Source organism: Enterobacter cloacae complex sp. P40C2, from assembly GCF_014930695.1.
GTDB lineage: Bacteria > Pseudomonadota > Gammaproteobacteria > Enterobacterales > Enterobacteriaceae > Enterobacter > Enterobacter pasteurii.
On sequence record NZ_JADBRP010000010.1, the window covers coordinates 1 to 24,426 of the forward strand.

Genomic DNA, 24,426 nt, shown 5'->3' on the forward strand with positions numbered 1-24,426 from the left:
CATATGTTCCCCCTCACCCCAGCCCTCTCCCTCAAGGGAGAGGGGGTCCTCCGTGCAGGCATTATTTTGTGGGGATCCCTCAGCCCGGTGGGAGAGGGGTGGAGTGAGGGCATCAGGCCGCACAACGCTACTGCCAGCTCACCTCGCCCTTCGGCTCGTACGCGTTCACGTCAATCGGGGAATTTTGCTGGATATACTGCTTCAGCACCTCCGCATCGATAAAGCCGGTATTCACGTAGCCCGGTTTGTTATCAATATGCGGATAACCATCGCCGCCGGTGGCGTTAAAGCTTAGCGTTGCCAGACGGTAGGTTTTCGCCGGATCGACCGGCTCGCCTTTGATTTTGAGATCGTTGAGCTTGCCGTCCTTCGCCACGAAGCTGACGTTAGCAAACTGCGGATACGCCCCGGAGTCCGGCTTCATCTGCGCTACGGCGGTCAGGTAGTCAATGACCTCTTTCCCGCTCATATCCGCATAAACCACCACGTTGCCAAACGGCTGCACTTTAAGCACGTCTTTGTAGGTGATGTTTCCGCCTTCGATGGAATCGCGGATACCGCCGCCGCTCATCACGGCGAAGTCCGCATTCGTGCGCGCCATTTGCGCGGCCAGCACCAGACGCCCCATGTTGGTCTGCACAAAGCGGACTTTGCTGCGATCGCCTTCCAGGCGACCGTTAAGCGTACCGATCTTCACATCCAGCTGCGCTTTACCCTTGCTCTGGAACGGCGTCAGCAGGGAGAGCATCTGCTGGTTTTCAGCGATTTCCGGGGTATAAAGCACGCGCTCGCTTTTACCGTCCGGGTAGGTCACTTTTTTCTTCAGATTGACCGGGATGAGCTGATAGTGCACCAGCTTCATCTCGCCGTTACGGAACTCGAAATCCGCGCGGCCAACGTATTTGCCCCACTCGTGGGCCTGCACAATCCAGATCCCGTTCTGACGATCCGGCGCGCACGGCGTGCCCGGCACATAATCCACCTGCTTTTTGTTCTCAGAGGCCATACAGACCGGATCCTGAGAGTGACCGCCCACAATCATCGACAGCGAGCCAGCCGGGAGGCTGCGCGCCATCTCCACGTCGCCCGGCGCGTTAGAGCCGTGCTGACCGTTGTCGTAGTGCCCCATGTGGGTGGTGGCGATAATCACGTCCGGTTTTTCATTCTGCTGCAATTCCCGAATAACCAGCTTCGCCTCGTCCGCCGGTTTACGGAATTCGATATCGGTAAAATATTCAGGGTTGCCAATTTTAGCCGTGTCGTCGGTTGTTAATCCGATAACCGCTATCTTCAGATCCTGACGCTTGAACAGCGCCCAGGGCTTAAACAGGCGTTCGCCGGTGCTTTTCTGATAAATATTGGCGGAGAGGAACGGGAATTTGGACCACTTCTCCTGCTGGCGCAATACGCTCAGCGGATTATCAAACTCGTGGTTTCCGACGGCCATCGCGTCGTAACCGATTAAATTCATGCCGCGGAAATCAGGCTCCGCATCCTGTAAGTCGGATTCCGGTACGCCGGTATTGATATCCCCGCCCGACAGCAGCAGCACGCTGCCCCCCTGGGCCGCCACCTCTTTGCGAATGCCGTCCACCAGCGTTTTTTGCGCCGACAGGCCATATTCACCGTATTCGCTGCGCCAGAAATGGCCGTGATGATCGTTAGTATGCAGAATGGTTATTTTATAGGTTTTATCTTTTTCATACGCCTGAGCGGGCAGGCTTGCCAGCCCCCATGCGGCGATGAGCGCCAGCGCGACGCCACGCTTCATTAACTTCATCTTCTCTCTCCCTGACCAATAGACAAACGCAAAAATTACAGTGACTCACAAGAATAGACAAATAAGTTTTCAGAATTGCGACTTTCTTCAAATGTCACGGACGGGTATGTTAGTCGGATAATAATTACACCCTGCATCTCTAATAACAAATCGACGTGGTATTTATGGCAATCAGTGAATCAACCCAGCCCGTCCAGGGCGCTCCGGCGTCGCGCACCTCCTTTAAGGTCTTAGGCGCCATCAGTCTCTCACATCTGCTCAACGACATGATCCAGTCGCTGATTCTGGCGATTTATCCGCTGTTGCAGTCCGAGTTTTCCTTAACCTTTGTCCAGATCGGCATGATCACCCTGACCTTCCAGCTCGCCTCTTCGCTGCTGCAGCCGGTGGTGGGCTACTGGACGGACAAATACCCGATGCCGTGGTCGCTGCCCATCGGCATGTGCTTCACCCTGAGCGGGCTGGTGCTGCTGGCCATGGCGGGCAGCTTTGAGGCGGTGCTGGTTGCCGCGGCGCTGGTGGGAACCGGTTCATCGGTATTCCACCCGGAATCGTCCCGCGTGGCGCGGATGGCCTCCGGCGGGCGGCACGGGCTGGCGCAGTCGCTGTTCCAGGTGGGCGGCAACTTTGGCAGCTCCTTAGGCCCCCTGCTGGCGGCGGTGATTATTGCCCCTTACGGTAAAGGCAACGTCGCGTGGTTTGTGCTGGCCGCGCTGCTGGCGATTGTTGTCCTGGCGCAAATCAGCCGCTGGTATGCCGCACAGCATCGCGTGAACAAGGGTAAGCCGGTGGCGAAGGTCGCCAATCCGCTCCCGCGCAATAAGGTGATCCTCGCGGTCAGCGTGCTGCTGGTGCTGATTTTCTCCAAATATTTCTACATGGCGAGCATCAGCAGCTATTACACCTTCTATCTGATGCAAAAATTCGGATTATCGGTACAAAACGCTCAGTTTCACCTGTTTGCCTTCCTGTTTGCGGTGGCGGCAGGCACGGTGATTGGCGGGCCCGTGGGAGATAAAATTGGGCGTAAATATGTGATTTGGGGCTCTATCCTCGGCGTTGCGCCGTTTACGCTTGTTTTACCGTACGCCAGCCTGGAATGGACCGGCATTTTAACGGTGATCATTGGATTTATACTGGCATCGGCCTTCTCAGCCATTCTGGTTTACGCGCAGGAGCTTCTGCCGGGACGTATCGGTATGGTTTCCGGGCTGTTTTTCGGCTTCGCCTTTGGCATGGGTGGCCTTGGAGCCGCTGTGTTAGGGATGGTTGCGGACCATACCAGCATCTTCCTGGTTTACAAAATCTGCGCTTTCCTGCCACTTCTGGGGATGTTGACCATATTCCTGCCTGACAACCGTCATAAAGCGTAGTTTCCCGGCTGCCAAAGTTAAACTTTGGCAGCCGGATAACCTGATGCCATAAGGCTTTCCTCTCCCTCCCCTCTGCAAATTTACCAAAACCTGCCCTTTTTCACGCTTATTGCTCTTTTATTCTGATTTCAACAATTATTCATAAACATAAGCGTAAAAATTGTCATAAACTATTACTCGGCTTTTTGGTATTTACGCCAAAAATGGATCACTCACCACGAAAGGAGACGGAATGCACCACGCCACACCGCTTATTACCACCATTGTTGGTGGACTTGTGCTCGCTTTTATTCTCGGCATGATTGCCAACAAACTGCGTATCTCCCCTCTTGTCGGCTATCTGTTAGCGGGTGTACTGGCGGGGCCCTTCACGCCCGGTTTCGTGGCAGATACCAAGCTGGCACCTGAACTGGCGGAATTAGGCGTGATCCTGCTGATGTTTGGCGTAGGTCTGCATTTTTCACTCAAGGATCTGATGGCGGTAAAGTCGATCGCCATACCGGGAGCTATCGCTCAGATAGGGGTAGCGACGCTGCTGGGGATGGCGCTTTCCGCGGTGCTGGACTGGTCGCTGATGACCGGTATCGTATTTGGGCTGTGTCTTTCAACCGCCAGTACCGTGGTGCTGCTGCGCGCGCTTGAAGAGAGGCAGCTGATAGACAGCCAGCGCGGACAAATCGCGATAGGCTGGCTGATTGTGGAAGATCTGGTGATGGTGCTGACGCTGGTGCTGCTGCCCGCCGTCGCCGGAATGATGGAAAAAGACAACGTCGGCTTCGCCTCGCTGGCGCTGGATATGAGCATTACCATCGGTAAGGTTGTCGCGTTTATCGCCATCATGATGCTGGTGGGCCGCCGTCTGGTCCCGTGGATCATGTCCCGCAGCGCCGCCACCGGTTCGCGTGAGCTGTTTACGCTCTCCGTCCTTGCGCTGGCGCTGGGTATTGCCTTTGGCGCCGTAGAGCTGTTTGACGTCTCCTTCGCGCTGGGCGCGTTCTTTGCCGGGATGGTGCTGAACGAATCCGAGCTGAGCCACCGCGCCGCGCATGACACCCTTCCGCTGCGTGATGCGTTTGCGGTCCTGTTCTTTGTCTCCGTCGGGATGCTGTTTGACCCGATGGTGCTTATCCAGCAGCCGCTGGCCGTGCTGGGCACGCTGGCGATCATCATCTTTGGTAAGTCCGCTGCCGCCTTCTTCCTGGTGCGGATGTTCGGCCACTCGCCGCGCACGGCGCTGACCATCGCCGCCAGCCTGGCGCAGATTGGCGAGTTTGCCTTTATTCTGGCCGGTCTGGGTATGGCGTTAGACCTGCTGCCGCAGGCGGGACAAAACCTGGTGCTGGCGGGGGCGATCCTCTCCATCATGCTGAACCCGGTGCTGTTTGCCCTGCTGGAGAAATACCTCGAGAAGACCGAAACCCTCGAAGAGCAGACCCTGGAAGAGGCAATCGAGGAGGAGAAGCAGATCCCCGTGGATATCTGCAACCACGCGCTGCTGGTCGGTTTTGGCCGCGTCGGCAGCCTGCTGGGTGAGAAGCTAATCGAGCAGGGTATTCCGCTGGTGGTCATTGAAACCTCCCGTACCCGCGTGGACGAGCTGCGCGAGCGCGGTATCCGTGCGGTGCTCGGCAATGCGGCGAACGAAGAGATTATGAATCTCGCGCACCTCGACTGCGCCCGCTGGCTGCTGCTAACCATTCCGAACGGCTATGAGGCCGGCGAGATTGTGGCCACGGCGCGAGAGAAATGCCCGAATATTGAGATTATTGCCCGCGCCCATTATGACGACGAAGTGGAGTACATTACCGAGCGCGGCGCGAATCAGGTGGTGATGGGCGAGCGTGAGATCGCGAACACGATGCTGACGCTGCTGGCGAAACCGCCGGTTGCTGAGGCGGTGACGGGTTAAGTTTTGCTGCGGGTCCCCTCACCCCGCCCTCTCCCCACAGGGGCGAGGGCGAAAAGACGGCTCTGTGCTATCCCCTCTCCCCTGTGGGAGAGGGTTAGGGTGAGGGGTCTTCTTTTATCTGTCCCAGTACGCCTCTTCGAGGCTGTCTTCCCGCTCCGGCAGTCCGCGCGTTAAGCGCGGCGAATGCTGGTTCAGCACCTGATAGCTCACGCGGTTCGCGTACTTACACACCTGCGCCAGCGAGGAGTAGGTCAGCCAGCTGAACCGGTGCTTGCTGGAGTTTGGCACGTTAGTTTTGTGGTAGGCGTTAGCGGTAATGTCGTGCAGCAGCGCGGCCAGCGCGCCATCGCCCGCGCCGTTGGTGTTCATGATCTTCTCAGGTCCGCCCATGTACGGTGCGATGTGGGAGAAAATACGCAGCGGATTGATGCAGTCTTTATGACGCATGGCGCGGCTGAACTCGTACTGGTTAAATTCGGCAATCGCTCCCGGCAGCAGCGGATGCTGGGTTTTGCGCTTGCTCTCCTCTTCCGTGAAGCCCGCCATGTACAGCCCGACCGGGCCGGCAGTGCAGAGCACCAGATCCACCCAGTCCAGCGCCTTATCAGACGCCAGCAGCGGATCGCTCTCGCCGGTCAACGCTTCGGCTTCTTCTTCGTTCATCGCCAGAATGGAGACGTGCTCTTTCAGGAAGGCCTGCCACCACTCCGGGTTGTCGGCGATGACAAATTTCGTGCCCAGCGTCAGCACCACCGGCACGTTGTATTTCTTCGCATACTCTACCGCCTTCATGGTCGCTTCCAGCATCGGCTCGCCCGGCTTGCAGCGCACCAGATAGGAGGTCAGCACCAGTGCAGACGCGCCCGCAATCACCTCTTCAGGAATGCTGTCAGCGCGCAGCTGGTTCATATGGCCCGGGCTGATGGCAAAGGTACGTTCGCCAGAATCGCTAATCAGCGTAAAGCAGCGGCCAATCGGCCCGTCAACGCCCTGCAGATAGTTCAGATCGGTACGGCTGGAGGTATTGCACAGGTAGCGGTAGGCATAGCCACCGATTTCGATATTGCTGCACATCACGCCGAGCAGGACCGAGCGGTCATCAGCCAGTACGGAATAGTTGTGCATGGTGTTGCCGATGGTTCCGCCGGCAAACTGGTGGGTAATGAGATTTTCGCGCACCAGCTCCTGGTACAGCGCCTCGGCAACGTCGTCCTCAATCACCAGCGAGTGCCCGGCGCTCAGACCGTAACGTGCGACAAACGCATCATCCACTTTGGCTTCAATATCCACCAGCGTCTGATCGATACCAACCACCCAGGCAGCGCTGGTTTCGCTTTCTGGCTGAATTTGCTGAAGCAGCGGATCGCGGGCATCGACAGGGAAATAGTGTTTGGACTTGCGTTTACCGGGAAATTTCATGGTCTGAACTGTGCATTGAATACGGGCCGGGAATGGTAGCACAAACCCGGCCGTTAACGCGATCAGCGGCTGGTGGTGACCAGCGACACCATCATGTCAATGTGTTCAGGGGAGTCGTTAAGCGCAGGAATATACTCGTATTTCGTTCCGCCAGCCTCCATGAAGAACTCTTTGTTCTGGACGGCAATCTCCTCCAGCGTTTCCAGACAGTCCGCCGAGAAGCCCGGCGACATCACCTGAATATGCTTCACGCCCTTTTCGCCCAGCATCTTGAGGGTTTCATCGGTGTATGGGGTTAGCCACGGCTCGCGCCCAAAGCGCGACTGGAAGGTCATCATCACCTTCTCCGGCGGCAGGCCGAGGGCGGACACCAGTTCGCGGGTGGTATCGCGACAGCGCTGGGGATAATCATCCCCTTCGTTAGCGAAACGCTGCGGAATGCCGTGATAGGAGAGCAGCAGCAGATCCGGCTCGCCGTGTTTTTCAAACGACGCGCGCGCGCTGCTGGCAAGGGCTTTAATATACAACTCGTTATCAGCGTAGTCGCGAATAAAGGTAACCCCCGGAATACGGCGACGGGTCGCCAGAATGCGGGCCAGTTCGTCCCACACTGCCGCTACCGTGGAGCAGGAGTACTGCGGATACAGAGCCAGCACCACGATATGCTCTACGCCCTGGGCCAGCAGCGCGTCTACGGCGCTCTCAAGGGAGGGCTTGCCGTAGCTCATGCCGAGAGCTACGGGCATGTCCGGCAGGCGGGCGGCCAGCGCTTTCTCCTGACGACGGCTGTAGACCATCAGCGGCGAGCCCTCTTCCATCCACACGGACTGGTAGAGCTTTGCCACGCGCGGCGAACGAATCGGCAGAATGACACCGCGCAGCAGTGGCCACCACAGCAGCCTTGGCGTATCCACGACGCGCGTGTCGCTTAAAAATTGTCGCAGGTAGCGTTTTACCGCCGCTGGAGTAGGTGCTTCTGGGGTACCCAGATTGGCAAGCAGGATGCCGGTTTTCGCCTGACTCATTCACGCCTCTTAACCATTTGATAGGTTGTCAATTGTAGCGGAAATGCGTTTAAACGAAACCCATTGCTGTAATAGGCAAGATGAGAATTTTTCTCACCCGGGAGTCCGGGTGAGAGGGATGCCGTTAGCCGAGGATCTTTTCCAGCTCTGCACGTACGTCAGCCACGGCTTTGGTGCCGTCAACTTTTGCGTATTTGGTGTTACCCGCCTGCGCTTCTTTGGAGTAGTAGCCGATCAGCGGAGCGGTCATCTGATGGTATTCCACCAGGCGCTTACGCACGGTCTCTTCCTGATCGTCTTTACGGGTGGTCAGCTCTTCGCCGGTCACGTCGTCTTTGCCTTCAACCTTAGGCGGGTTGAATTTGATGTGGTAAACGCGGCCAGAGGCAGCGTGCACGCGGCGGCCAACGATACGGTCAACGATCAGCTCGTCCGGCACGTCGAACTCCAGCACGTAGTCCACGTTGATGCCCGCTTCTTTCATGGCGTCAGCCTGAGGAATGGTGCGCGGGAAGCCGTCCAGCAGGAAACCGTTGCGGCAGTCTTCCTGCGCAATGCGCTCTTTAACCAGCGCGATAACCAGTTCATCGGTTACCAGCTTGCCTGCGTCCATGATGTCTTTAGCTTGTTTGCCCAGCTCGGAGCCAGATTTAACAGCGGCACGCAGCATGTCACCGGTAGAGATTTGCGGAATACCGTATTTCTCCATGATGAACTGAGCCTGAGTTCCCTTACCCGCGCCCGGAGCGCCAAGCAGAATAATACGCATTGCGAAAATCCCCTCAAATGTCGATTCAATTTTTCAAAAGCGCTAAACAATACCACCAGAACGGGTATCGCTCAAGGAAGGCGGGGAAGCTGAAACGGTTAACGAGGGGAGATAATTTGGGTGAGTGCGAGAATGCCTCCTCACCCTAACCCTCTCCCCAAAGGGGAGAGGGGACGATTATACCCTCTCCCCTTTGGGGAGAGGGCCAGGGTGAGGGGCAGGTGTTAAATTACGCCAGCAGCAGCGCATTCACGCGTTTAATGAACAGGTTAGGATCTTCCAGCGTGCCGCGCTCGGCCAGCAGAGACTGATCCAGCAGCAGTTCAACCCACTCGGCGAAGCGCGCGTCGTCCTGGGTATCCGCCGCGCGTTTCACCAGCGGATGATCCGGGTTCAGCTCGAAGATATATTTCACTTCCGGCACCGCCTGGCCCGCCGCGGCGAACAGTTTCGCCATCTGGGTGCTCATTTCATCCGCATCGGTCGTGACGATGGCCGGGGTATCGGTCAGACGGTGCGTGAAGCGCACCTCTTTAACGCGGTCGCCCAGCAGGGTTTTCACGCGCTCAACGAACGGCTCCAGCGCCTTCTCGGCTTCTTTCGCGCTTTCATCCACCTCGTCCGCCAGCTTGTCAATAGATTCGTCGGCTTTGGCAACGGACTGGAAGGATTTACCGTCGAACTCGGTCAGGTAGTTCATCATCCATTCGTCGATGCGGTCAGAAAGCAGCAGCACTTCGATGCCTTTCTTACGCAGCAGCTCCAGATGCGGGCTGCTCTTCGCTGCCGCGTAGCTGTCGGCAGTGATGTAGTAGATCTTCTCCTGCCCTTCCTTCATGCGGGAGACGTACTCTTCCAGCGACACGGTCTGCGCGGAGGAGTCGTTGTGCGTAGAGGCGAAGCGCAGCAGCTTAGCGATAGCCTCCACGTTCGCGGTATCTTCCGCCGGGCCTTCTTTCAGCACCAGGCCGAACTGTTTCCAGAAGGTCTGGTATTTTTCCGCATCGTCTTTCGCCAGTTTTTCCAGCATCTGCAGCGCACGTTTGGTCAGGGCGTTACGCAGGTTGCGGGTGACGGTGCTGTCCTGCAAAATTTCACGGGAGACGTTCAGCGGCAGATCGTTGGAATCTATCAGGCCACGTACAAAGCGCAGGTAGTTCGGCATGAACTGCTCGGCATCGTCCATAATGAACACGCGCTGCACGTACAGCTTCAGGCCGTGCTTGTGATCGCGGTTCCACATGTCCCACGGCGCCTGCGCAGGGATATAGAGCAGGCTGGTGTACTCCTGCTTGCCTTCCACGCGGTTGTGGCTCCAGGTCAGCGGATTGGTAAAGTTGTGGGCGATGTGCTTGTAGAACTCGTTGTACTCTTCGTCTTTAATCTCAGACTTGCTGCGCGTCCACAGCGCCTGGGCCTTGTTGATTTTCTCCCAGGAAACCACGGTTTCACCGTCTTTTTCTTCCTGTTTTTCAATCTCTACCGGCAGCGCAATGTGGTCGGAATATTTGCTGATGATGGAGCGCACGCGCCAGTCGTTCAGGAAATCATCTTCGCCTTCACGCAGGTGCAGGGTGATTTCGGTGCCGCGATCCGCTTTGGTGATGTCATCAACGGTGTATTCGCCTTCCCCTTTGGATTCCCACAGCACGCCGTTCTCGGCGCTGTCGCCCGCCGCACGGGTGCGCACGGTGACTTTGTCCGCCACGATGAACGCCGAGTAGAAGCCAACGCCGAACTGGCCGATCAGCTGGCTGTCTTTTGCCTGGTCAGAGCCCATGGACTCGAGGAACGCTTTGGTGCCGGATTTAGCGATGGTCCCGAGATGGTCGATCACCTCGTCGCGGTTCATACCAATACCGTTATCGGCAATGGTCAGGGTGCGGTTCTCTTTATTGAAAGAGACGCGCACGCGCAGCTCGCCGTCGCCTTCATACAGATCCGGGTTGGACAGCGCGCGGAAGCGCAGCTTGTCCGCCGCATCGGAGGCGTTGGAAATCAGCTCACGCAGGAAAATTTCTTTGTTGGAATACAGGGAATGGATCATCAGATGCAGAAGCTGTTTTACTTCTGACTGGAAACCACGGGTTTCTTGTCCTTTCATCTAAGTCGACCTCAACAATGCCATTTAATGGGGTTGTAAAACGTTGAGTGAGAGATGGGGATAAGGGGGGAAATTTTCAAGCGGAGGCCGCGCGCGCAGCCTCCGTTTGGTCAGAAAATAATCTTATGGCGTCCGGCCAGAGAGTGCGACAGCGTGGTGCCGTCGACCATCTCCAGCTCTCCGCCAACCGGCACGCCGTGGGCGATGCGGCTGGCGTCAACGCCGTACTGCGCGCACAGCTCGGCGATATAGTTGGCCGTGGCTTCCCCTTCCACCGTCGGGTTGGTGGCGAGGATCACCTCTTTGATCGTTTCCGATTCAAGGCGCTGTTCCAGGCGATCGAGACCGATATCGTCCGGGCCGATGCCGTCCAGCGGGGAGAGATGCCCCATCAGCACGAAATAGCGGCCGGAAAACTGCCCGGTTTGCTCAATGGCGTAGATGTCCGCTGGACTCTCCACCACGCAAATCTGGCCGTTTTCCTGACGGCGCGGGTTCGTGCAGATGTTACACACGTCCTGCTCGGTAAAGGTACGGCAGTCCGCACAGTGACCAATTTCTGACATGGCGCGGGTCAGAGCCTGCGCCAGGCGCATCCCGCCGCTGCGGTCGCGCTGCAATAGCGTAAACGCCATGCGCTGCGCCGACTTAGGGCCAACGCCCGGCAGGCAGCGCAGCGCTTCCATTAACTGCGTGAGCAGCGGACTGGTTTGCATCAGAATGGCATCTTAAAGCCCGGCGGCAGCTGCATACCGCTGGAAACAGAGGCCATTTTCTCTTTCTGGGTTTCGTCGATACGGCGAGCGGCATCGTTGAATGCGGCTGCAACCAGATCTTCCAGCATCTCTTTGTCGTCTTCGAGCAGGCTTGGGTCAATTTCAACGCGACGGCAGTTGTGCGCACCGTTGATGGTCACCTTGACCAGACCGGCACCGGATTCGCCCGTGACTTCCAGCTGAGCGATCTCTTCCTGCATCTTCTGCATTTTTTCCTGCATCTGCTGAGCCTGCTTCATCAGGCCACCCAGACCGCCTTTTCCACCAAACATAGGCTTCTCTCTTCTTTCACGTTAAGGATTACAACCGTAAGTCAGACTCACGATCAAATGGGGCGAATACTCTCTTCATCCAGGTCCGCGTCGAAGAACCGGCGCAGGGTCTGGATGTTGTTATCCGCGATAATCGACTCGCGCGCCTGCGCGAGCTTCTCTTCATAAATGGCCTGTCGCCACTCCAGCGGCGTGCGCACCGCCGGATTATCATCTTCAATGATAGTCAATTCAACCGGCGAGCCCTGCAATGTGGCGAGCGCCTCGGCCAGCGCCTTTTGTGCGCCGGGGGAATTGAGGTGCCGCTGGCCCGGGCGCAGGTGCAGACGCACCTGATTGCCGTCCTGCTCTTTCCAGGCGTTCAGCGCGACCTGCTCCACCAGCTTCGGCAGCTGAAGTTTGCTGACCTCAGCGGCCCAGGCGTCGCGCTCGATGGACTCTTCGGCCAGCTTCGCGGACAGCTCCGGCGTTTTTTTATGCTCCAGCGCCTTTTTCAGCGCCTTCGGCGTGGCGACCACTTCCTTGACCGTTTCAACAACGGTGGTCGCCTTCCAGCGGTAAGCCTCTTCTTTTGCCGGGGCTTTCTGCTCGAGCGCGGACGGCGCCGGGCGCGACTGCACGCGCTCCGTTACCGAGGCCAGTCGTTCAAGCGCGGCGTTGTTCACCGGCCGCGCTCTTCCTGGCGCTGCCGGTTCACTCTTTTTTGGTTTGGTTGCTCCCTGCGCACGCTGCAGCTGGCTTCGTGCGGCAAGCACCGAACTGGTGGCATCCGACAGCGGCACGTTTTGCGGCGGAGGCGGCGTCGGCTGCGGTGGCACCTGCTGCGGTGACATCACCGCGGTCGGGGCGACCGGCGCAAAGGACTGCCGGGGAGCTTCCGGCTCCGGCAACGGCATGCGCGGATGGAAGGCCAGCGCGCGCAGCAGCGTCATTTCAACGCCCATCCGGCGATCCGGGGCAAACGGCAGCTCTTTGCGGCCAATCAGCAGCGTCTGATAATAAAGCTGTACGTCAGCCGGCGGCACGGTTCGCGCAAGTTCACGCATCCGCTGTTCAATGGTCGCCATGTCCGCGCCGATGGCCGACGGAGACAGCTGCAGCATCGCCACGCGGTGCAGCAGGCTGAGCATTTCGACCAGCAGCGCTTCCCATTCGACGCCGCGGGCAGCGGCGGCGTTGACGAGCGACATCACCCGCTCACCGTTGGCGGCAATCATCGCTTCGATAAGCGAGAGCGCCTGGTCGTCATCCAGCGTGCCGAGCATGGTGCTGACCGCGTCGGTAGAAAGTTTACCGTCACCGCTGGAAATGGCCTGGTCGGTGAGGCTCAGCGCATCACGCAGGCTGCCGTCAGCCGCGCGGGCCAGCAGCTGAAGCGCGCGCGGCTCGTGGACAATCTTCTCTTCATCGAGAATGTGCTCAAGCTGAGCGCGGATCTGCTCGACGTCCAGCGCCTTCAGGTGGAACTGCAGGCAGCGCGACAGGATCGTGACCGGCAGCTTTTGCGGATCGGTGGTCGCCAGCAGGAACTTCACGTGCGCAGGCGGCTCTTCCAGCGTTTTCAGCAGGGCGTTAAAGCTGTGGCGCGACAGCATGTGCACTTCATCGATCAGATAGACCTTGAAGCGGCCGCGCGCCGGGGCGTACTGCACGTTGTCGAGCAGATCGCGGGTGTCTTCCACCTTGGTGCGCGAGGCGGCGTCAATCTCGATCAGATCGACAAAACGCCCCTGCTCGATCTCGCGGCAGTTATCGCATACGCCGCACGGGGTGGCGGTGATCCCGGTTTCGCAGTTCAGACCTTTTGCCAGCAGGCGGGCAATGGAGGTTTTACCGACGCCGCGGGTGCCGGAAAAAAGATAGGCGTGATGGATGCGACCTAGCGACAAGCCGTTCGCCAGGGCCGTCAGCACATGTTCCTGACCGACAACGTCAGCAAAGGTTTGTGGTCGCCATTTACGGGCTAACACCTGATAACTCATGGGCAGGCTCTGCAACGCTGGAAGGTGAATTAATGGAGGGGAATGCTATCACAACCTCACCCATTGAGCGAGGTTGTGAGAAACGGGATTAATGACCCGGGAATGGCACCAGGCTGTAGCTGGTAATGCCCTGTTTTTCCAGGCGCTGTTCGCCGCCAAGATCGAACAGGTTGATGATGAATGCCGCGTCGGTCACTTCACCACCCAGACGACGAATCAGCTTCACGGTCGCTTCGATAGTACCGCCGGTTGCCAGCAGATCGTCAACCACCAGCACTTTGTCGCCTGGCTTGATAGCGTCAACGTGGATTTCCAGCTGATCGGTGCCGTACTCCAGCTCGTAGCTCTCAGCGATGGTTTCACGCGGCAGTTTGCGCGGCTTACGCACCGGCACAAAGCCCACACCCATTGCCAGCGCAACCGGAGCGCCAAACAGGAAGCCACGGGCTTCGGTACCTACTACTTTGGTGATCCCGGCGTTTTTATAACGCTCTACCAGCAGTTCAATGCTGAGCGCGTACGCTTTCGGGTCTTCCAGCAAGCTGGTGACATCGCGGAAAAGAATGCCAGGTTTCGGATAGTCCTGGATACTTTTGATGCTGTTTTTCAGATATTCAAGCTGCTGTGCAGTTGCGGTCATCGGTTTGTGCCTAAATGAAACAGTGTTACTCACGGCGCGCGACGAGTCGGTCAAAGTAAAAGTTGTTTAACCTTTGACCAGGCGCACCTGTGCTCGAAAACGGTCGAATTTACTGGCTGTGCGCCATAATTGCAACAGCCATGATGAGGCTTCAGTGCTTTTGTTGCTTTTCATCAACCACCGGGATCCGCCACATAAAGATCAGCAGACATGCCAGGATCGCCAGCAGCAGAACGCGTACCCACATCATTTTCACCAGCCATAGCGAGACGGCGAAGGTGATAAGTATGAAGACAATGGCGCGCGGCTTGGCTCCGGGCGGCATTGCCCGGTGTTTTTGCCAGTAGCGCAGGTAGCCGCCAAACCACGAGCGGTACAGCAGCCAGTGGTGAAAACGCGGCGACGAGCGGGCGAAGCACCAGGCCGCCAGCAGGATAAACGGGGTGGTCGGCAGCAAGGGCAAAACCACGCCCAGCGTACCCAGCACTACCGCGAGCCAGCCAATGATGATTAAAATAGTACGCTGCATAATGCGAATCGTTATCAAACTGAACGGCTACTTTACCACTGGAGAGCGCATTGAAAACAGCACTGCTTCTTGAGAAGCTGCAAAATCAGCTGATCGCTCTGCGCGCGCAGGCCACACCGCTGATGGGACATGCCACGCTGAAACCGCGCTTTGACCGACAGCTTTTCCGCACCCGCAGCACCGTCCTTCAGGATTACCTTGCTGAGGCGCAGACGAGCCTTGACGAGCTTCGCCATGCGGTCGAGGGTGAACAGCGGGAACAGGTGGCGTGGCTTGCGGAGCATCTGGCCGAGCAGATCGCTGCCCTGCATCGCGAAATCACCGCCTGGCCGCTACGCGCCTGGGACAGCGCCTCGCCGGGCCTCGGCAAATGGCAGCGCAGGCGGCTGGAAAACCAGGAGTTTGAGCGCCGCTTGTATGAGATGAAGCGCGAGCGCGAAGCCCGCCTGAACGACAGCGAAACGCTGGAAGAGCAGCAGTTGTTAATGCGTGAAATCAGCGCGCTGGAAGGCCGCATCGTCCGCTGCCGCCAGGCGCTGGATGAGATTGAACGCGTGATTGAACGCCTGACCCGTTAACAGGAGCCACACTGATGTCACTGGAAAATGCACCCGACGAGGTCAAGCTGGCCGTCGATTTAATTATGCTGCTGGAGAATCATGAGATCCCGGCGGAGACGGTGCTTAAGGCGCTGGAGATTGTGCGGCGTGATTTTGAGGGAAAGGTGAAGGCCGATTGCCCTCACCCTAACCCTCTCCCACAGGGAGAGGGAAAATAGTTCAGGCGGGAGTCGGATCGTCACCCTTAATCTCGCGCTTCACTTCCGTATGTTCGTCACCTTTTTCGTTACGCAGGTGAACCTCCAGCTGGTTGAAGGCGATATTAATGTTGTTTTCACGGCACAGACGGTCAATGGTGCGGTTCAGCTCATCGACGGTATAGCTGCGGTCGCGCAGCTCGCGCACGTATAGGCGCAGCTCATGATCCAGCGTGCTTGGCCCAAAGGTGGTGAAGAACACGTCTGGCGCAGGATCGTGCATCACTTTCGGGTGCGTATTCGCCGCTTTCAGCAGCACCTCTTTGACCTTATCCAGATCGGAGCCGTAGGCCACCCCAAGTCGGATCACCACGCGGGTGGTGGTGTCAGAGAGCGACCAGTTGATCAGACGCTCGGTCACAAAGGCTTTGTTCGGGATGATCACCTCTTTGCGATCGAAGTCGGTGATGGTGGTCGCACGAATACGGATCTTGCTGACGGTCCCGGAGAAGGTGCCGATGGTGACGGTATCGCCAATACGCACCGGACGTTCGAACAGGATTATCAGGCCAGACACAAAGTTACCGAAAATCTCCTGCAAGCCGAAGCCCAGGCCCACCGACAGCGCGGCCGCCAGCCACTGGAGCTTATCCCACGAGACGCCGAGCGAGCCGAATACCGTCATCGCCCCAACGATGATAATGACGTAATTGAGGATGGTGGTAATGGCATACGACGCCCCCTGGCGCAGGTTCAGCCTTGAGAGCACCAGCACTTCCAGCAGACCCGGCAGGTTGCGAATCAACGCCCATGCAACCACCGACGACACCAGCGCAAAGAGCAGGCTGCCCATGGTTACGCTTTTCATTACCACCGCGCCCGCTTCGGTACCGTTGTACTGCCAGAGGGTAATGCTGTCGAGATAGGCGAAGACGGTAATTAAATCAGACCAGATAGCCCAGAACATCACCGCAAACAGCGCGATCATCACCAGCATGGTGATACGCAGGGTTTGCTGGTTGACCTGCTCCAGCGCAATGGTCGGCTCTTCCTGCGGCTCGGCCCCTTCCGCCCCCTCTTTCACCTGATTCTGACGACGCGCGACGGCGCGGCGATAGGCGATACGGCGCGCCGCCACGCTCAGGCCGCGCAGCACGGTCTGGTAGAGCAGGTTCCAGATAATGACCAGATAGACGGTTTCAATCCAGCGGCCGGACAGGCGCAGCGTGGTATAGAAGTAGCCCGTTGCGGTGAGCACCATCAGCGCCAGCGGAACGATCGCCAGCACCGTCACGGTGAGCAGCCGAATGTTGTGCGACTCTTTATCGCGCCAGCTGTCGCGGCACATCGGCCACATCAGGACGGCGATCAGCAGCAGGTTCAGCATGATCGCCAGCTGGCCCAGCACGTCGTCCATTAAATGCAGCGGTGAAAGCTCCGCAACCACGGACCAGAAGTGCAGCGGCAGCAGCGCGAGGCTAATGCGCACAATCTGGCGACGCCAGTGGCTGGTGAGTTTCTCCGGCATGTTGAAGTGGCGAACGGCGACCCCGTCTTTTTCGAGCACTTTCCAGCACACGCCAAACACCAGCCAGAACAGCGCCAGCTTCTTGCTGAACGCCCACAATAGATCGCTGATATTAAGCTGCATGGTCAGCAGGATCAGCCCGGCGGCAAGGATGAGCAGGCAGACCGGCAGGGCTCGAACGAGATCGATAAGGATCGCTTTCGGCGTATGCAGCTGGCTGTCGTTACGCAGCTGTCCCACTTCCGAGGCCAGCTTCGCCTGGTACTGCTTCAGCCACTTCAAACGCCAGCGAATTAATCCGGCGATGAGCAATAGCGGCAGGCCAGCAAGGAAGGCTATCATCACCGCAGGCCAGGCTTTCTCCCAGTTCACGGTGATTTTCATGCCCTGGATTTGGGATTTCAGTGTTTCAGGGAAAGATTTAAACCAGTCCCAGTCCATCGGTTTATTGCTGTTCACCCAGAAAATCTGCTGGGTCAGGATCTCCTGTAAGCTTTTGGAGACGCTCACCAGCTGCTGCTGGTTGATTTGCAGGTTGATCGCCATCATCAGCTGGTTGCCCAGCTGCTTGTTGAGCTGATCCAGCAGTTCGCGGCGCATATCCACCACCTGCAACAGCGCGTCGTGAACCTCTGCGTTCACTTCACCTGAATGGCCCTCCTCCACTTTGGCGACGAACGCGTCGGTCTGGAAAAGCGCATCGCGCTGCTGGTTGATGTCAAACTGTTCAAGGCGCAAATCCGCAATGCGGTTGGTCATGTCTTCCAGCTCGTCGGCGGACGGCAGCGTCTGCTGCTGCTGGTACAGAATACGCGACAGCAGCAGGCTGCCCTTCAGAACGGCAATCTGCTCCTTAACGTTGCGCTCGGCCTGCAAGGCGCGATCCAGCCAGTTTTTGACTTTGATATTCTGCTGCACCAGGGTGCTGCCGTTTTCCGTCGCCTGAATCAGACGCTCGCTGAGCTGATGGTTAATCTCCAGCTCCTGCTTCACCAGCGGGTTGGCCTGAATGCGCGCCGTTTCATCCGGCGAGACCGCCTCCTGCGCCGTTTTTTCGGTGAGCGTCAGGCGCTTGCTGTTCACCGCTTCCTGCAGCAGCTGGAGCTGATGCTCAAGCCGGTTGATGTTGGCGGTCACGTAGTCACGCTGCTTTTGCAGCGCGTCCTGCAATACGGTATTGCCTTCCAGGCTCTTACGCTGCTGTTCAATCTCAGCATTGAGCAGCGTTTGCTGAATGGTCAGCAACGTTTGCTGCGTCGGGCGGAGCGACCCTTCCCCAACGGTGGTGCCGTTCAGACGGTTACGAATTTGCTGTAGCTGCTGCGACGCGGAATACATCGCGTTCTGCACGCGCTCCGGCTGGGTTTGCAGGGAAACCAGCTGGCTGTTGTAGGTTGAAAGATCGGACTGGGCCGTTTGCAGATCGTCCAGCAGCTGCGCCACGCGCGACTCCAGCTGGCGCAATGACAGCGTGGCGAGCGTTTTCCGGGTTTCTTCGTCATTATCGACGTCGCTGAGCGCGCTTAGGGCCTCGGTGGCCTTGCGCATGTTTTCCGGTGCCTGAGCGACCTTCTGGCGCAGCTGGGCCGTTTCGGTTTTTATGCGTTCGATCTTATCAAGCGTATCCAGAGTTTCCGTCAGATCCTGCTGAACGAGTTTGTCCTGGGCGGTGAGATCTTTCTGCTTATTCAGGGTATCGAGTTGCGACTGGACCTCGGCACGGGTGGGAACGTCACTGCCGTTGTCTGCACGGGCGTATGAATGCGGTGCGGCTGCAAAGAAAAACAGCAGGATCAAAAAAACGGCCAGAACAGGATGTTTCGAGCGATTGGTGTGCAGCATAGTCGTGAATGTGATCTGAGAAATGACCGAAAATAGTCGGGCGTGAAGAATATCACGCCCGGCTGAAGCAGAATAGTACGACGGAAAGGGTCTCCGATTTTTCTCAGGCGCGATCAGGCAGAAAGCTGAGGATGCTTGCCCTGAAGAGTCGGACAGAGCCGGCACATCTCCAGGAATATCTCAACGTAGCTGCGCGCCTCTGCGTGCAGATCGAACGACTGCGGCGCGAAAAGCCAGTTTTCCATCAGGCCGGAAATATAGCTGCGCATCAGGATCGCTGCCCGGCGTGTCAGCAGCGTCGCGGGAAGCATGTCGGCCTGCATGCATTCCGTGAGAACCTGCTCGATGCGATCGTAGCTTTCCAGACACAGGTCGCGCTGCGCCTGCTGAACCACCGCCATTTCGCCAACGAACTCACATTTATGAAAGATGATTTCCATCATCAGACGACGACGCTCTTCAACAACTGTCGCTTCAAGGATATATACTAGAATTTCTCTTAGCACTGAGAGTGGATCATGAGGGAATTTTGCCCGATACTCACTCTCAAGATCGCTAATGCTGGACTCTGAAAGCTCCCAGATTTCACCGAACAGATCTGACTTGTCTTTAAAATGCCAGTAAATCGCTCCCCGCGTGACGCCCGCGGCCTGAGCAATCTGTGCCAGCGAGGTTGACGAAACACCCTGCTGTGAGAACAAACGCATTGCCACATCCAGAATGTGTTGTCGGGTTTCCAGCGCTTGTTGTTTGGTTTTTCGTGCCATACGTTGATGAATTTACAGGAGTCAGATTTACATACATTTATGAATGTATGTACCATAGCATGACGATAATATAAACGCAGCAATGGGTTTTTAGACTCAGGACCCTTGATCAATTTGAAATCGGACACTCGAGGTTTACATATGAACAAAAACAGAGGGTTAACGCCTCTGGCGGTCGTTCTGATGCTCTCAGGCAGCTTAGCGCTTACAGGATGTGACGACAAACAGGCTCAACAAGGAGCGGAGCAGGTGCCAGAAGTTGGCGTCGTGACGCTCAAATCCGAACCTCTCCAGATCACAACAGAACTACCGGGCCGCACCAGCGCTTACCGCATTGCGGAAGTGCGTCCTCAGGTGAGCGGCATTATCCTGAAACGTAACTTCACCGAAGGCGGTGATGTGAAAGCAGGTGAGTCTCTGTATCAGATTGATCCAGCAACCTACCAGGCGTCTTATGAGAGCGCTAAAGGCGATTTGGCGAAAGCAGAAGCGGCAGCCAAAATTTCGCAGCTGACGTTGAATCGTTACAAGAAACTGCTCGGCACGCAGTACATCAGTCAGCAGGATTACGATACTGCACTGGCCGATGCACAGCAGGCCAATGCGGCCGTTGTGGCAGCGAAAGCGGCTGTAGAAACCGCGCGCATTAACCTGGCCTACACCAAAGTGACCTCCCCTATCAGCGGTCGCATTGGCAAGTCCGCCGTCACCGAAGGTGCGCTGGTACAAAACGGCCAAACCAACGCGCTGGCCACCGTGCAGCAGCTTGACCCGATCTACGTTGACGTCACGCAGTCCAGTAACGATTTCCTGCGTCTGAAACAGGAACTCGCCAGCGGCCAGCTGAAACAGGAAAACGGCAAAGCCAAAGTTGAGCTGGTTACCAACGACGGTATCAAGTTCTCACAGACCGGCACACTGGAATTTTCTGATGTGACCGTCGATCAGACCACCGGCTCTATCACTATCCGGGCCATTTTCCCGAATCCGGATAAAACGCTGCTGCCGGGTATGTTCGTACGCGCCCGCCTTGAAGAAGGGACTAACCCAACCGCACTGCTGGTTCCTCAGCAGGGTGTAACCCGTACGCCACGCGGCGATGCGAGCGCGCTGGTTGTGGGTGCCGATAACAAAGTCGAAACGCGCAATATCACTGCAACGCAGGCGATTGGCGACAAGTGGCTGGTGACGAAAGGTCTGAAAGATGGCGATCGCGTGATTATTACTGGTTTGCAAAAAGTTCGTCCTGGCGCGCAGGTAAAAGCGCAGGAAGTGAAATCTGACGACAAACAACAAGCGTCTGCCGCTGGCCAGTCAGAACAAACCAAGTCTTAACTTAAACAGGAGCCGTTAAGACATGCCTAATTTCTTTATCGATCGCCCCATATTTGCGTGGGTGATCGCCATTATCATCATGCTGGCCGGGGGACTTGCGATCCTGAAGCTGCCTGTTGCGCAATATCCAACGATTGCGCCACCGGCGGTCACGATCTCCGCAACCTACCCGGGTGCTGATGCGAAAACGGTGCAGGATACCGTCACGCAGGTTATCGAACAGAACATGAACGGTATCGATAACCTGATGTACATGTCCTCAAACAGTGACTCAACCGGTACGGTACAGATCACCCTGACGTTTGAATCCGGTACGGATGCGGACATTGCGCAGGTTCAGGTGCAGAACAAACTGCAGCTGGCGATGCCGCTGCTGCCGCAGGAAGTACAACAGCAGGGTGTGAGCGTCGAGAAATCGTCCAGCAGCTTCCTGATGGTTGTCGGCGTAATCAACACCAACGGCACCATGACGCAGGAGGATATTTCCGACTACGTGGGCGCCAACATGAAGGACGCCATCAGCCGTACGTCTGGTGTGGGTGACGTTCAGCTGTTCGGTTCCCAGTACGCGATGCGTATCTGGATGGACCCGAACAAGCTGAACAACTTCCAGCTGACGCCGGTTGACGTGATTAACGCCATCAAAGCGCAGAACGCCCAGGTGGCGGCCGGTCAGTTGGGCGGCACGCCGCCGGTGAAAGGCCAGCAGCTTAACGCGTCTATCATCGCGCAAACGCGTCTGACCTCGGCGGATGAGTTCAGCAAAATTCTGCTGAAGGTGAATCAGGACGGTTCTCAGGTTCGCCTGCGTGACGTGGCGAAAGTCGAGCTGGGCGGCGAGAACTACGACGTTATCGCGAAGTTCAACGGCAAACCGGCTTCTGGTCTGGGTATCAAACTGGCGACAGGCGCTAACGCCCTGGACACCGCGACGGCTATCCGTGCAGAGCTGAAGAAGATGGAACCTTTCTTCCCGTCAGGTCTGAAAATCGTTTATCCGTATGACACCACGCCGTTCGTAAAAATTTCGATTCACGAAGTGGTAAAAACGCTGGTTGAGGCGATTATCCTCGTCTTCCTGGTAATGTACCTGTTCCTGCAAAACTTCCGTGCAACGCTGATCCCAACCATCGCCGTGCCGGTGGTACTGCTCGGGACCTTCGCGGTTCTGGCGATATTTGGCTACTCGATAAACACCCTGACGATGTTCGGGATGGTGCTCGCCATCGGCCTGCTGGTGGATGACGCCATCGTGGTGGTTGAAAACGTCGAGCGTGTGATGGCGGAAGAAGGCCTGCCGCCGAAGGAAGCAACCCGTAAATCCATGGGCCAGATCCAGGGCGCGCTGGTCGGTATCGCGATGGTACTGTCTGCGGTATTTATCCCGATGGCCTTCTTCGGGGGGTCAACCGGTGCGATTTACCGTCAGTTCTCAATCACCATCGTTTCAGCGATGGCGCTGTCGGTGCTGGTTGCGCTGATCCTGACGCCAGCCCTGTGTGCAACCATGCTGAAGCCGATTAAGAAAGGCGGTCACGGCGAGCACAAAGGGTTCTTCGGCTGGTTTAACCGCATGTTTGACAAGAGCACGCACCACTACACCGACAGCGTGGGTAATATCCTGCGCAGCACCGGTCGTTACCTGCTGCTCTACATCATCATCGTGGTAGGGATGGCCTTCCTGTTCGTTCGTCTGCCAAGCTCGTTCCTGCCAGATGAAGACCAGGGCGTGTTCCTGAGTATGGCCCAGCTTCCGGCAGGTGCGACGCAGGAGCGTACGCAGAAAGTGCTGGATGAGATGACCGACTACTTCCTGACGAAAGAGAAAGACAACGTTGAATCCGTGTTTGCGGTTAACGGCTTTGGCTTCGCGGGTCGTGGTCAGAACACCGGTATTGCCTTCGTTTCTCTGAAAGACTGGTCTGAACGTCCGGGCGATGAGAACAAAGTTGAAGCCATCACCGGCCGTGCAATGGCTACCTTCTCGCAGATTAAAGACGCGATGGTCTTCGCCTTTAACCTGCCAGCGATTGTTGAGCTGGGTACGGCGACCGGCTTCGACTTCCAGCTGATCGACCAGGGCGGTCTGGGCCACGAAAAACTGACCCAGGCGCGTAACCAGCTGTTTGGCGAGGTGGCAAAACACCCTGACCTTCTGGTGGGCGTGCGTCCTAACGGTCTGGAAGATACGCCGCAGTACAAGATCGACATCGACCAGGAGAAAGCTCAGGCGCTGGGCGTTTCCATCAGCGACATCAATACCACGCTGGGCGCAGCCTGGGGCGGTAGCTACGTCAACGACTTCATCGACCGCGGTCGTGTGAAGAAAGTGTACGTGATGTCTGAAGCGCAATACCGCATGTTGCCGAACGATATCAACAACTGGTACGTTCGCGGCAGCAATGGCCAGATGGTGCCGTTCTCCTCCTTCTCAACCTCGCGCTGGGAATACGGTTCGCCGCGTCTGGAGCGCTATAACGGCTTGCCGTCCATGGAAATTCTCGGTCAGGCGGCTCCGGGCCGAAGCACCGGTGAAGCCATGAACCTGATGGAAGAGTTAGCCAGCAAGCTGCCAGCAGGTATCGGCTATGACTGGACCGGCATGTCCTATCAGGAACGTCTGTCCGGTAACCAGGCCCCTGCCCTGTACGCCATTTCACTGATCGTGGTGTTCCTGTGTCTGGCGGCGCTGTACGAGAGCTGGTCGATACCGTTCTCCGTTATGCTGGTGGTGCCGTTGGGGGTTATCGGTGCGCTGCTTGCCGCAACCTTCCGCGGGCTGACCAACGACGTTTACTTCCAGGTGGGCCTGCTCACAACCATTGGCCTGTCGGCGAAGAACGCGATACTTATCGTTGAATTCGCCAAAGATCTGATGGAGAAAGAAGGTAAAGGCCTGATTGAAGCAACGCTGGAAGCGGTTCGTATGCGTCTGCGTCCAATCCTGATGACGTCCCTGGCGTTTATCCTCGGCGTTATGCCGCTGGTTATCAGCTCGGGCGCAGGTTCCGGCGCGCAGAACGCGGTAGGTACCGGCGTAATGGGTGGTATGGTCACCGCGACCGTTCTCGCCATCTTCTTTGTACCGGTGTTCTTCGTGGTGGTACGTCGCCGCTTTAGCCGCAAAAATGAAGATGTGGAGCACAATCATTCGGTAGAACATCACTGATACCGGTTTCACATGATAAAAAGGCCGCATTTGCGGCCTTTTTCATTTTCAGAAAAATTCATAAAATAGACTTATTGTGGTTTTATTTATTTTCACCCATCCTGATAAGTCTTATCATAATAATCCGATAAGCTAATCGTAGAATTCAGCGTTGTTTTATTATCAATTCATCGCCTAAAATATTCGGACAATTCCTAAACCATCGTAAATACCGAAGATATCTGAATCCGGACTTCAAATGAAACGTTGCGCTAACTCAATGAATCTTAAGGAACGGATTAAAAAAAGTGTTTTTCAGGATAAAATTGTTCGCGTGAGTGGCCACATTTGCGTAAGCGCTCGCAGGGTAACGTTTTAATTGTAATTTTTCGTAATAGCGCGATGAAATCTTGATCAGAGTGGCTTATAGTTAGAGTTATCAGGAACACAGCACCCGTGTGGCTAAGCAAG

18 protein-coding genes and 1 other annotated feature are annotated in these 24,426 nt (G+C 56.9%); of the genes, 6 read left to right on the forward strand and 12 right to left on the reverse strand.

What is annotated here, in order from left to right; genetic code table 11:
• Positions 1 to 127 precede the first annotated feature (127 nt).
• Positions 128 to 1,780 (reverse strand): bifunctional UDP-sugar hydrolase/5'-nucleotidase UshA, encoded by a 1,653-nt coding sequence (gene ushA / locus IM304_RS16640; RefSeq protein WP_193355647.1) that lies wholly within the window; start codon positions 1,778 to 1,780, stop codon positions 128 to 130.
• A 164-nt stretch (positions 1,781 to 1,944) separates the two neighbouring features.
• Here ushA and IM304_RS16645 point away from each other — a divergent pair, with 164 nt between their 5' ends.
• Positions 1,945 to 3,153, forward strand: coding sequence for an MFS transporter (locus IM304_RS16645; RefSeq protein WP_193355648.1), 1,209 nt, complete (start codon positions 1,945 to 1,947; stop codon positions 3,151 to 3,153).
• Positions 3,154 to 3,385: 232 nt separating this feature from the next.
• A complete protein-coding gene (gene ybaL, locus IM304_RS16650; protein WP_148420320.1) occupies positions 3,386 to 5,062 on the forward strand; it encodes a YbaL family putative K(+) efflux transporter in 1,677 nt (558 codons plus the stop codon).
• A gap of 114 nt (positions 5,063 to 5,176) precedes the next feature.
• Here ybaL and IM304_RS16655 read toward each other — a convergent pair whose 3' ends face one another.
• The 9 genes from IM304_RS16655 to IM304_RS16695 all read right to left on the reverse strand — a co-directional run bounded on the left by IM304_RS16655 (position 5,177) and on the right by IM304_RS16695 (position 14,578).
• A complete protein-coding gene (locus IM304_RS16655; protein ID WP_193355649.1) occupies positions 5,177 to 6,481 on the reverse strand; it encodes an inosine/guanosine kinase in 1,305 nt (434 codons plus the stop codon).
• A 62-nt stretch (positions 6,482 to 6,543) separates the two neighbouring features.
• Positions 6,544 to 7,506: a ferrochelatase gene (hemH, locus tag IM304_RS16660; RefSeq protein ID WP_148420318.1), complete on the reverse strand. Its 963-nt coding sequence runs from the start codon at positions 7,504 to 7,506 to the stop codon at positions 6,544 to 6,546.
• A 124-nt stretch (positions 7,507 to 7,630) separates the two neighbouring features.
• Positions 7,631 to 8,275, reverse strand: coding sequence for an adenylate kinase (adk, locus tag IM304_RS16665; protein WP_022647279.1), 645 nt, complete (start codon positions 8,273 to 8,275; stop codon positions 7,631 to 7,633).
• 229 nt (positions 8,276 to 8,504) lie between these two features.
• On the reverse strand, positions 8,505 to 10,379 hold the full coding sequence (gene htpG / locus IM304_RS16670; RefSeq protein WP_193355650.1) for a molecular chaperone HtpG: 1,875 nt from the start codon (positions 10,377 to 10,379) through the stop codon (positions 8,505 to 8,507).
• Between the two features lie 110 nt (positions 10,380 to 10,489).
• The gene (gene recR, locus IM304_RS16675; protein WP_006809843.1) at positions 10,490 to 11,095 is read right to left on the reverse strand and encodes a recombination mediator RecR; all 606 of its coding nucleotides are present in this window, start codon (positions 11,093 to 11,095) and stop codon (positions 10,490 to 10,492) included.
• Positions 11,095 to 11,427: a YbaB/EbfC family nucleoid-associated protein gene (locus IM304_RS16680; protein ID WP_003858972.1), complete on the reverse strand. Its 333-nt coding sequence runs from the start codon at positions 11,425 to 11,427 to the stop codon at positions 11,095 to 11,097. Before IM304_RS16680 ends, recR begins: the two co-directional genes overlap by 1 nt.
• Positions 11,428 to 11,480: 53 nt before the next feature.
• On the reverse strand, positions 11,481 to 13,409 hold the full coding sequence (gene dnaX, locus IM304_RS16685; protein ID WP_193355651.1) for a DNA polymerase III subunit gamma/tau: 1,929 nt from the start codon (positions 13,407 to 13,409) through the stop codon (positions 11,481 to 11,483).
• Positions 12,087 to 12,151, reverse strand: a sequence feature (DnaX frameshifting element). (Overlaps the previous gene by 65 nt.)
• An 88-nt stretch (positions 13,410 to 13,497) precedes the next feature.
• On the reverse strand, positions 13,498 to 14,049 hold the full coding sequence (gene apt, locus IM304_RS16690; RefSeq protein ID WP_000127359.1) for an adenine phosphoribosyltransferase: 552 nt from the start codon (positions 14,047 to 14,049) through the stop codon (positions 13,498 to 13,500).
• Between the two features lie 151 nt (positions 14,050 to 14,200).
• A complete protein-coding gene (locus IM304_RS16695) occupies positions 14,201 to 14,578 on the reverse strand; it encodes a DUF454 family protein (RefSeq protein WP_148420315.1) in 378 nt (125 codons plus the stop codon).
• A gap of 50 nt (positions 14,579 to 14,628) precedes the next feature.
• Here IM304_RS16695 and priC point away from each other — a divergent pair, with 50 nt between their 5' ends.
• Positions 14,629 to 15,156 (forward strand): primosomal replication protein N'', encoded by a 528-nt coding sequence (priC, locus tag IM304_RS16700; RefSeq protein WP_193355652.1) that lies wholly within the window; start codon positions 14,629 to 14,631, stop codon positions 15,154 to 15,156.
• Between the two features lie 14 nt (positions 15,157 to 15,170).
• A complete protein-coding gene (rsmS, locus tag IM304_RS16705; RefSeq protein ID WP_193355653.1) occupies positions 15,171 to 15,356 on the forward strand; it encodes a pleiotropic regulatory protein RsmS in 186 nt (61 codons plus the stop codon).
• A gap of 1 nt (position 15,357) precedes the next feature.
• Here the strand turns inward: rsmS and mscK are convergent, their stop codons facing one another.
• Together mscK and acrR are read right to left on the reverse strand one after the other, a co-directional pair.
• Entirely contained in the window at positions 15,358 to 18,705 is a 3,348-nt protein-coding gene (mscK, locus tag IM304_RS16710) for a mechanosensitive channel MscK (RefSeq protein ID WP_193355654.1), read from the reverse strand.
• 113 nt (positions 18,706 to 18,818) lie between these two features.
• Positions 18,819 to 19,472 (reverse strand): multidrug efflux transporter transcriptional repressor AcrR, encoded by a 654-nt coding sequence (gene acrR, locus IM304_RS16715; protein ID WP_193355655.1) that lies wholly within the window; start codon positions 19,470 to 19,472, stop codon positions 18,819 to 18,821.
• Between the two features lie 141 nt (positions 19,473 to 19,613).
• Here acrR and acrA point away from each other — a divergent pair, with 141 nt between their 5' ends.
• Both acrA and acrB read left to right on the forward strand, forming a co-directional pair.
• The gene (acrA, locus tag IM304_RS16720; protein WP_148420311.1) at positions 19,614 to 20,807 is read left to right on the forward strand and encodes a multidrug efflux RND transporter periplasmic adaptor subunit AcrA; all 1,194 of its coding nucleotides are present in this window, start codon (positions 19,614 to 19,616) and stop codon (positions 20,805 to 20,807) included.
• 22 nt (positions 20,808 to 20,829) lie between these two features.
• Positions 20,830 to 23,976, forward strand: coding sequence for a multidrug efflux RND transporter permease subunit AcrB (gene acrB, locus IM304_RS16725; RefSeq protein WP_148420310.1), 3,147 nt, complete (start codon positions 20,830 to 20,832; stop codon positions 23,974 to 23,976).
• Positions 23,977 to 24,426: the final 450 nt, after the last annotated feature.

Excerpts from the sequence above, each read along its gene's own strand:
- ushA (WP_193355647.1), bottom strand. The coding sequence starts at position 1,780 with ATGAAGTTAATGAAGCGTGGCGTCGCGCTGGCGCTCATCGCCGCATGG.
- IM304_RS16645 (WP_193355648.1), top strand. The coding sequence starts at position 1,945 with ATGGCAATCAGTGAATCAACCCAGCCCGTCCAGGGCGCTCCGGCGTCG.
- ybaL (WP_148420320.1), top strand. The coding sequence starts at position 3,386 with ATGCACCACGCCACACCGCTTATTACCACCATTGTTGGTGGACTTGTG.
- IM304_RS16655 (WP_193355649.1), bottom strand. The coding sequence starts at position 6,481 with ATGAAATTTCCCGGTAAACGCAAGTCCAAACACTATTTCCCTGTCGAT.
- hemH (WP_148420318.1), bottom strand. The coding sequence starts at position 7,506 with ATGAGTCAGGCGAAAACCGGCATCCTGCTTGCCAATCTGGGTACCCCA.
- adk (WP_022647279.1), bottom strand. The coding sequence starts at position 8,275 with ATGCGTATTATTCTGCTTGGCGCTCCGGGCGCGGGTAAGGGAACTCAG.
- htpG (WP_193355650.1), bottom strand. The coding sequence starts at position 10,379 with ATGAAAGGACAAGAAACCCGTGGTTTCCAGTCAGAAGTAAAACAGCTT.
- recR (WP_006809843.1), bottom strand. The coding sequence starts at position 11,095 with ATGCAAACCAGTCCGCTGCTCACGCAGTTAATGGAAGCGCTGCGCTGC.
- IM304_RS16680 (WP_003858972.1), bottom strand. The coding sequence starts at position 11,427 with ATGTTTGGTGGAAAAGGCGGTCTGGGTGGCCTGATGAAGCAGGCTCAG.
- dnaX (WP_193355651.1), bottom strand. The coding sequence starts at position 13,409 with ATGAGTTATCAGGTGTTAGCCCGTAAATGGCGACCACAAACCTTTGCT.
- apt (WP_000127359.1), bottom strand. The coding sequence starts at position 14,049 with ATGACCGCAACTGCACAGCAGCTTGAATATCTGAAAAACAGCATCAAA.
- IM304_RS16695 (WP_148420315.1), bottom strand. The coding sequence starts at position 14,578 with ATGCAGCGTACTATTTTAATCATCATTGGCTGGCTCGCGGTAGTGCTG.
- rsmS (WP_193355653.1), top strand. The coding sequence starts at position 15,171 with ATGTCACTGGAAAATGCACCCGACGAGGTCAAGCTGGCCGTCGATTTA.
- mscK (WP_193355654.1), bottom strand. The coding sequence starts at position 18,705 with ATGCTGCACACCAATCGCTCGAAACATCCTGTTCTGGCCGTTTTTTTG.
- acrR (WP_193355655.1), bottom strand. The coding sequence starts at position 19,472 with ATGGCACGAAAAACCAAACAACAAGCGCTGGAAACCCGACAACACATT.
- acrA (WP_148420311.1), top strand. The coding sequence starts at position 19,614 with ATGAACAAAAACAGAGGGTTAACGCCTCTGGCGGTCGTTCTGATGCTC.
- acrB (WP_148420310.1), top strand. The coding sequence starts at position 20,830 with ATGCCTAATTTCTTTATCGATCGCCCCATATTTGCGTGGGTGATCGCC.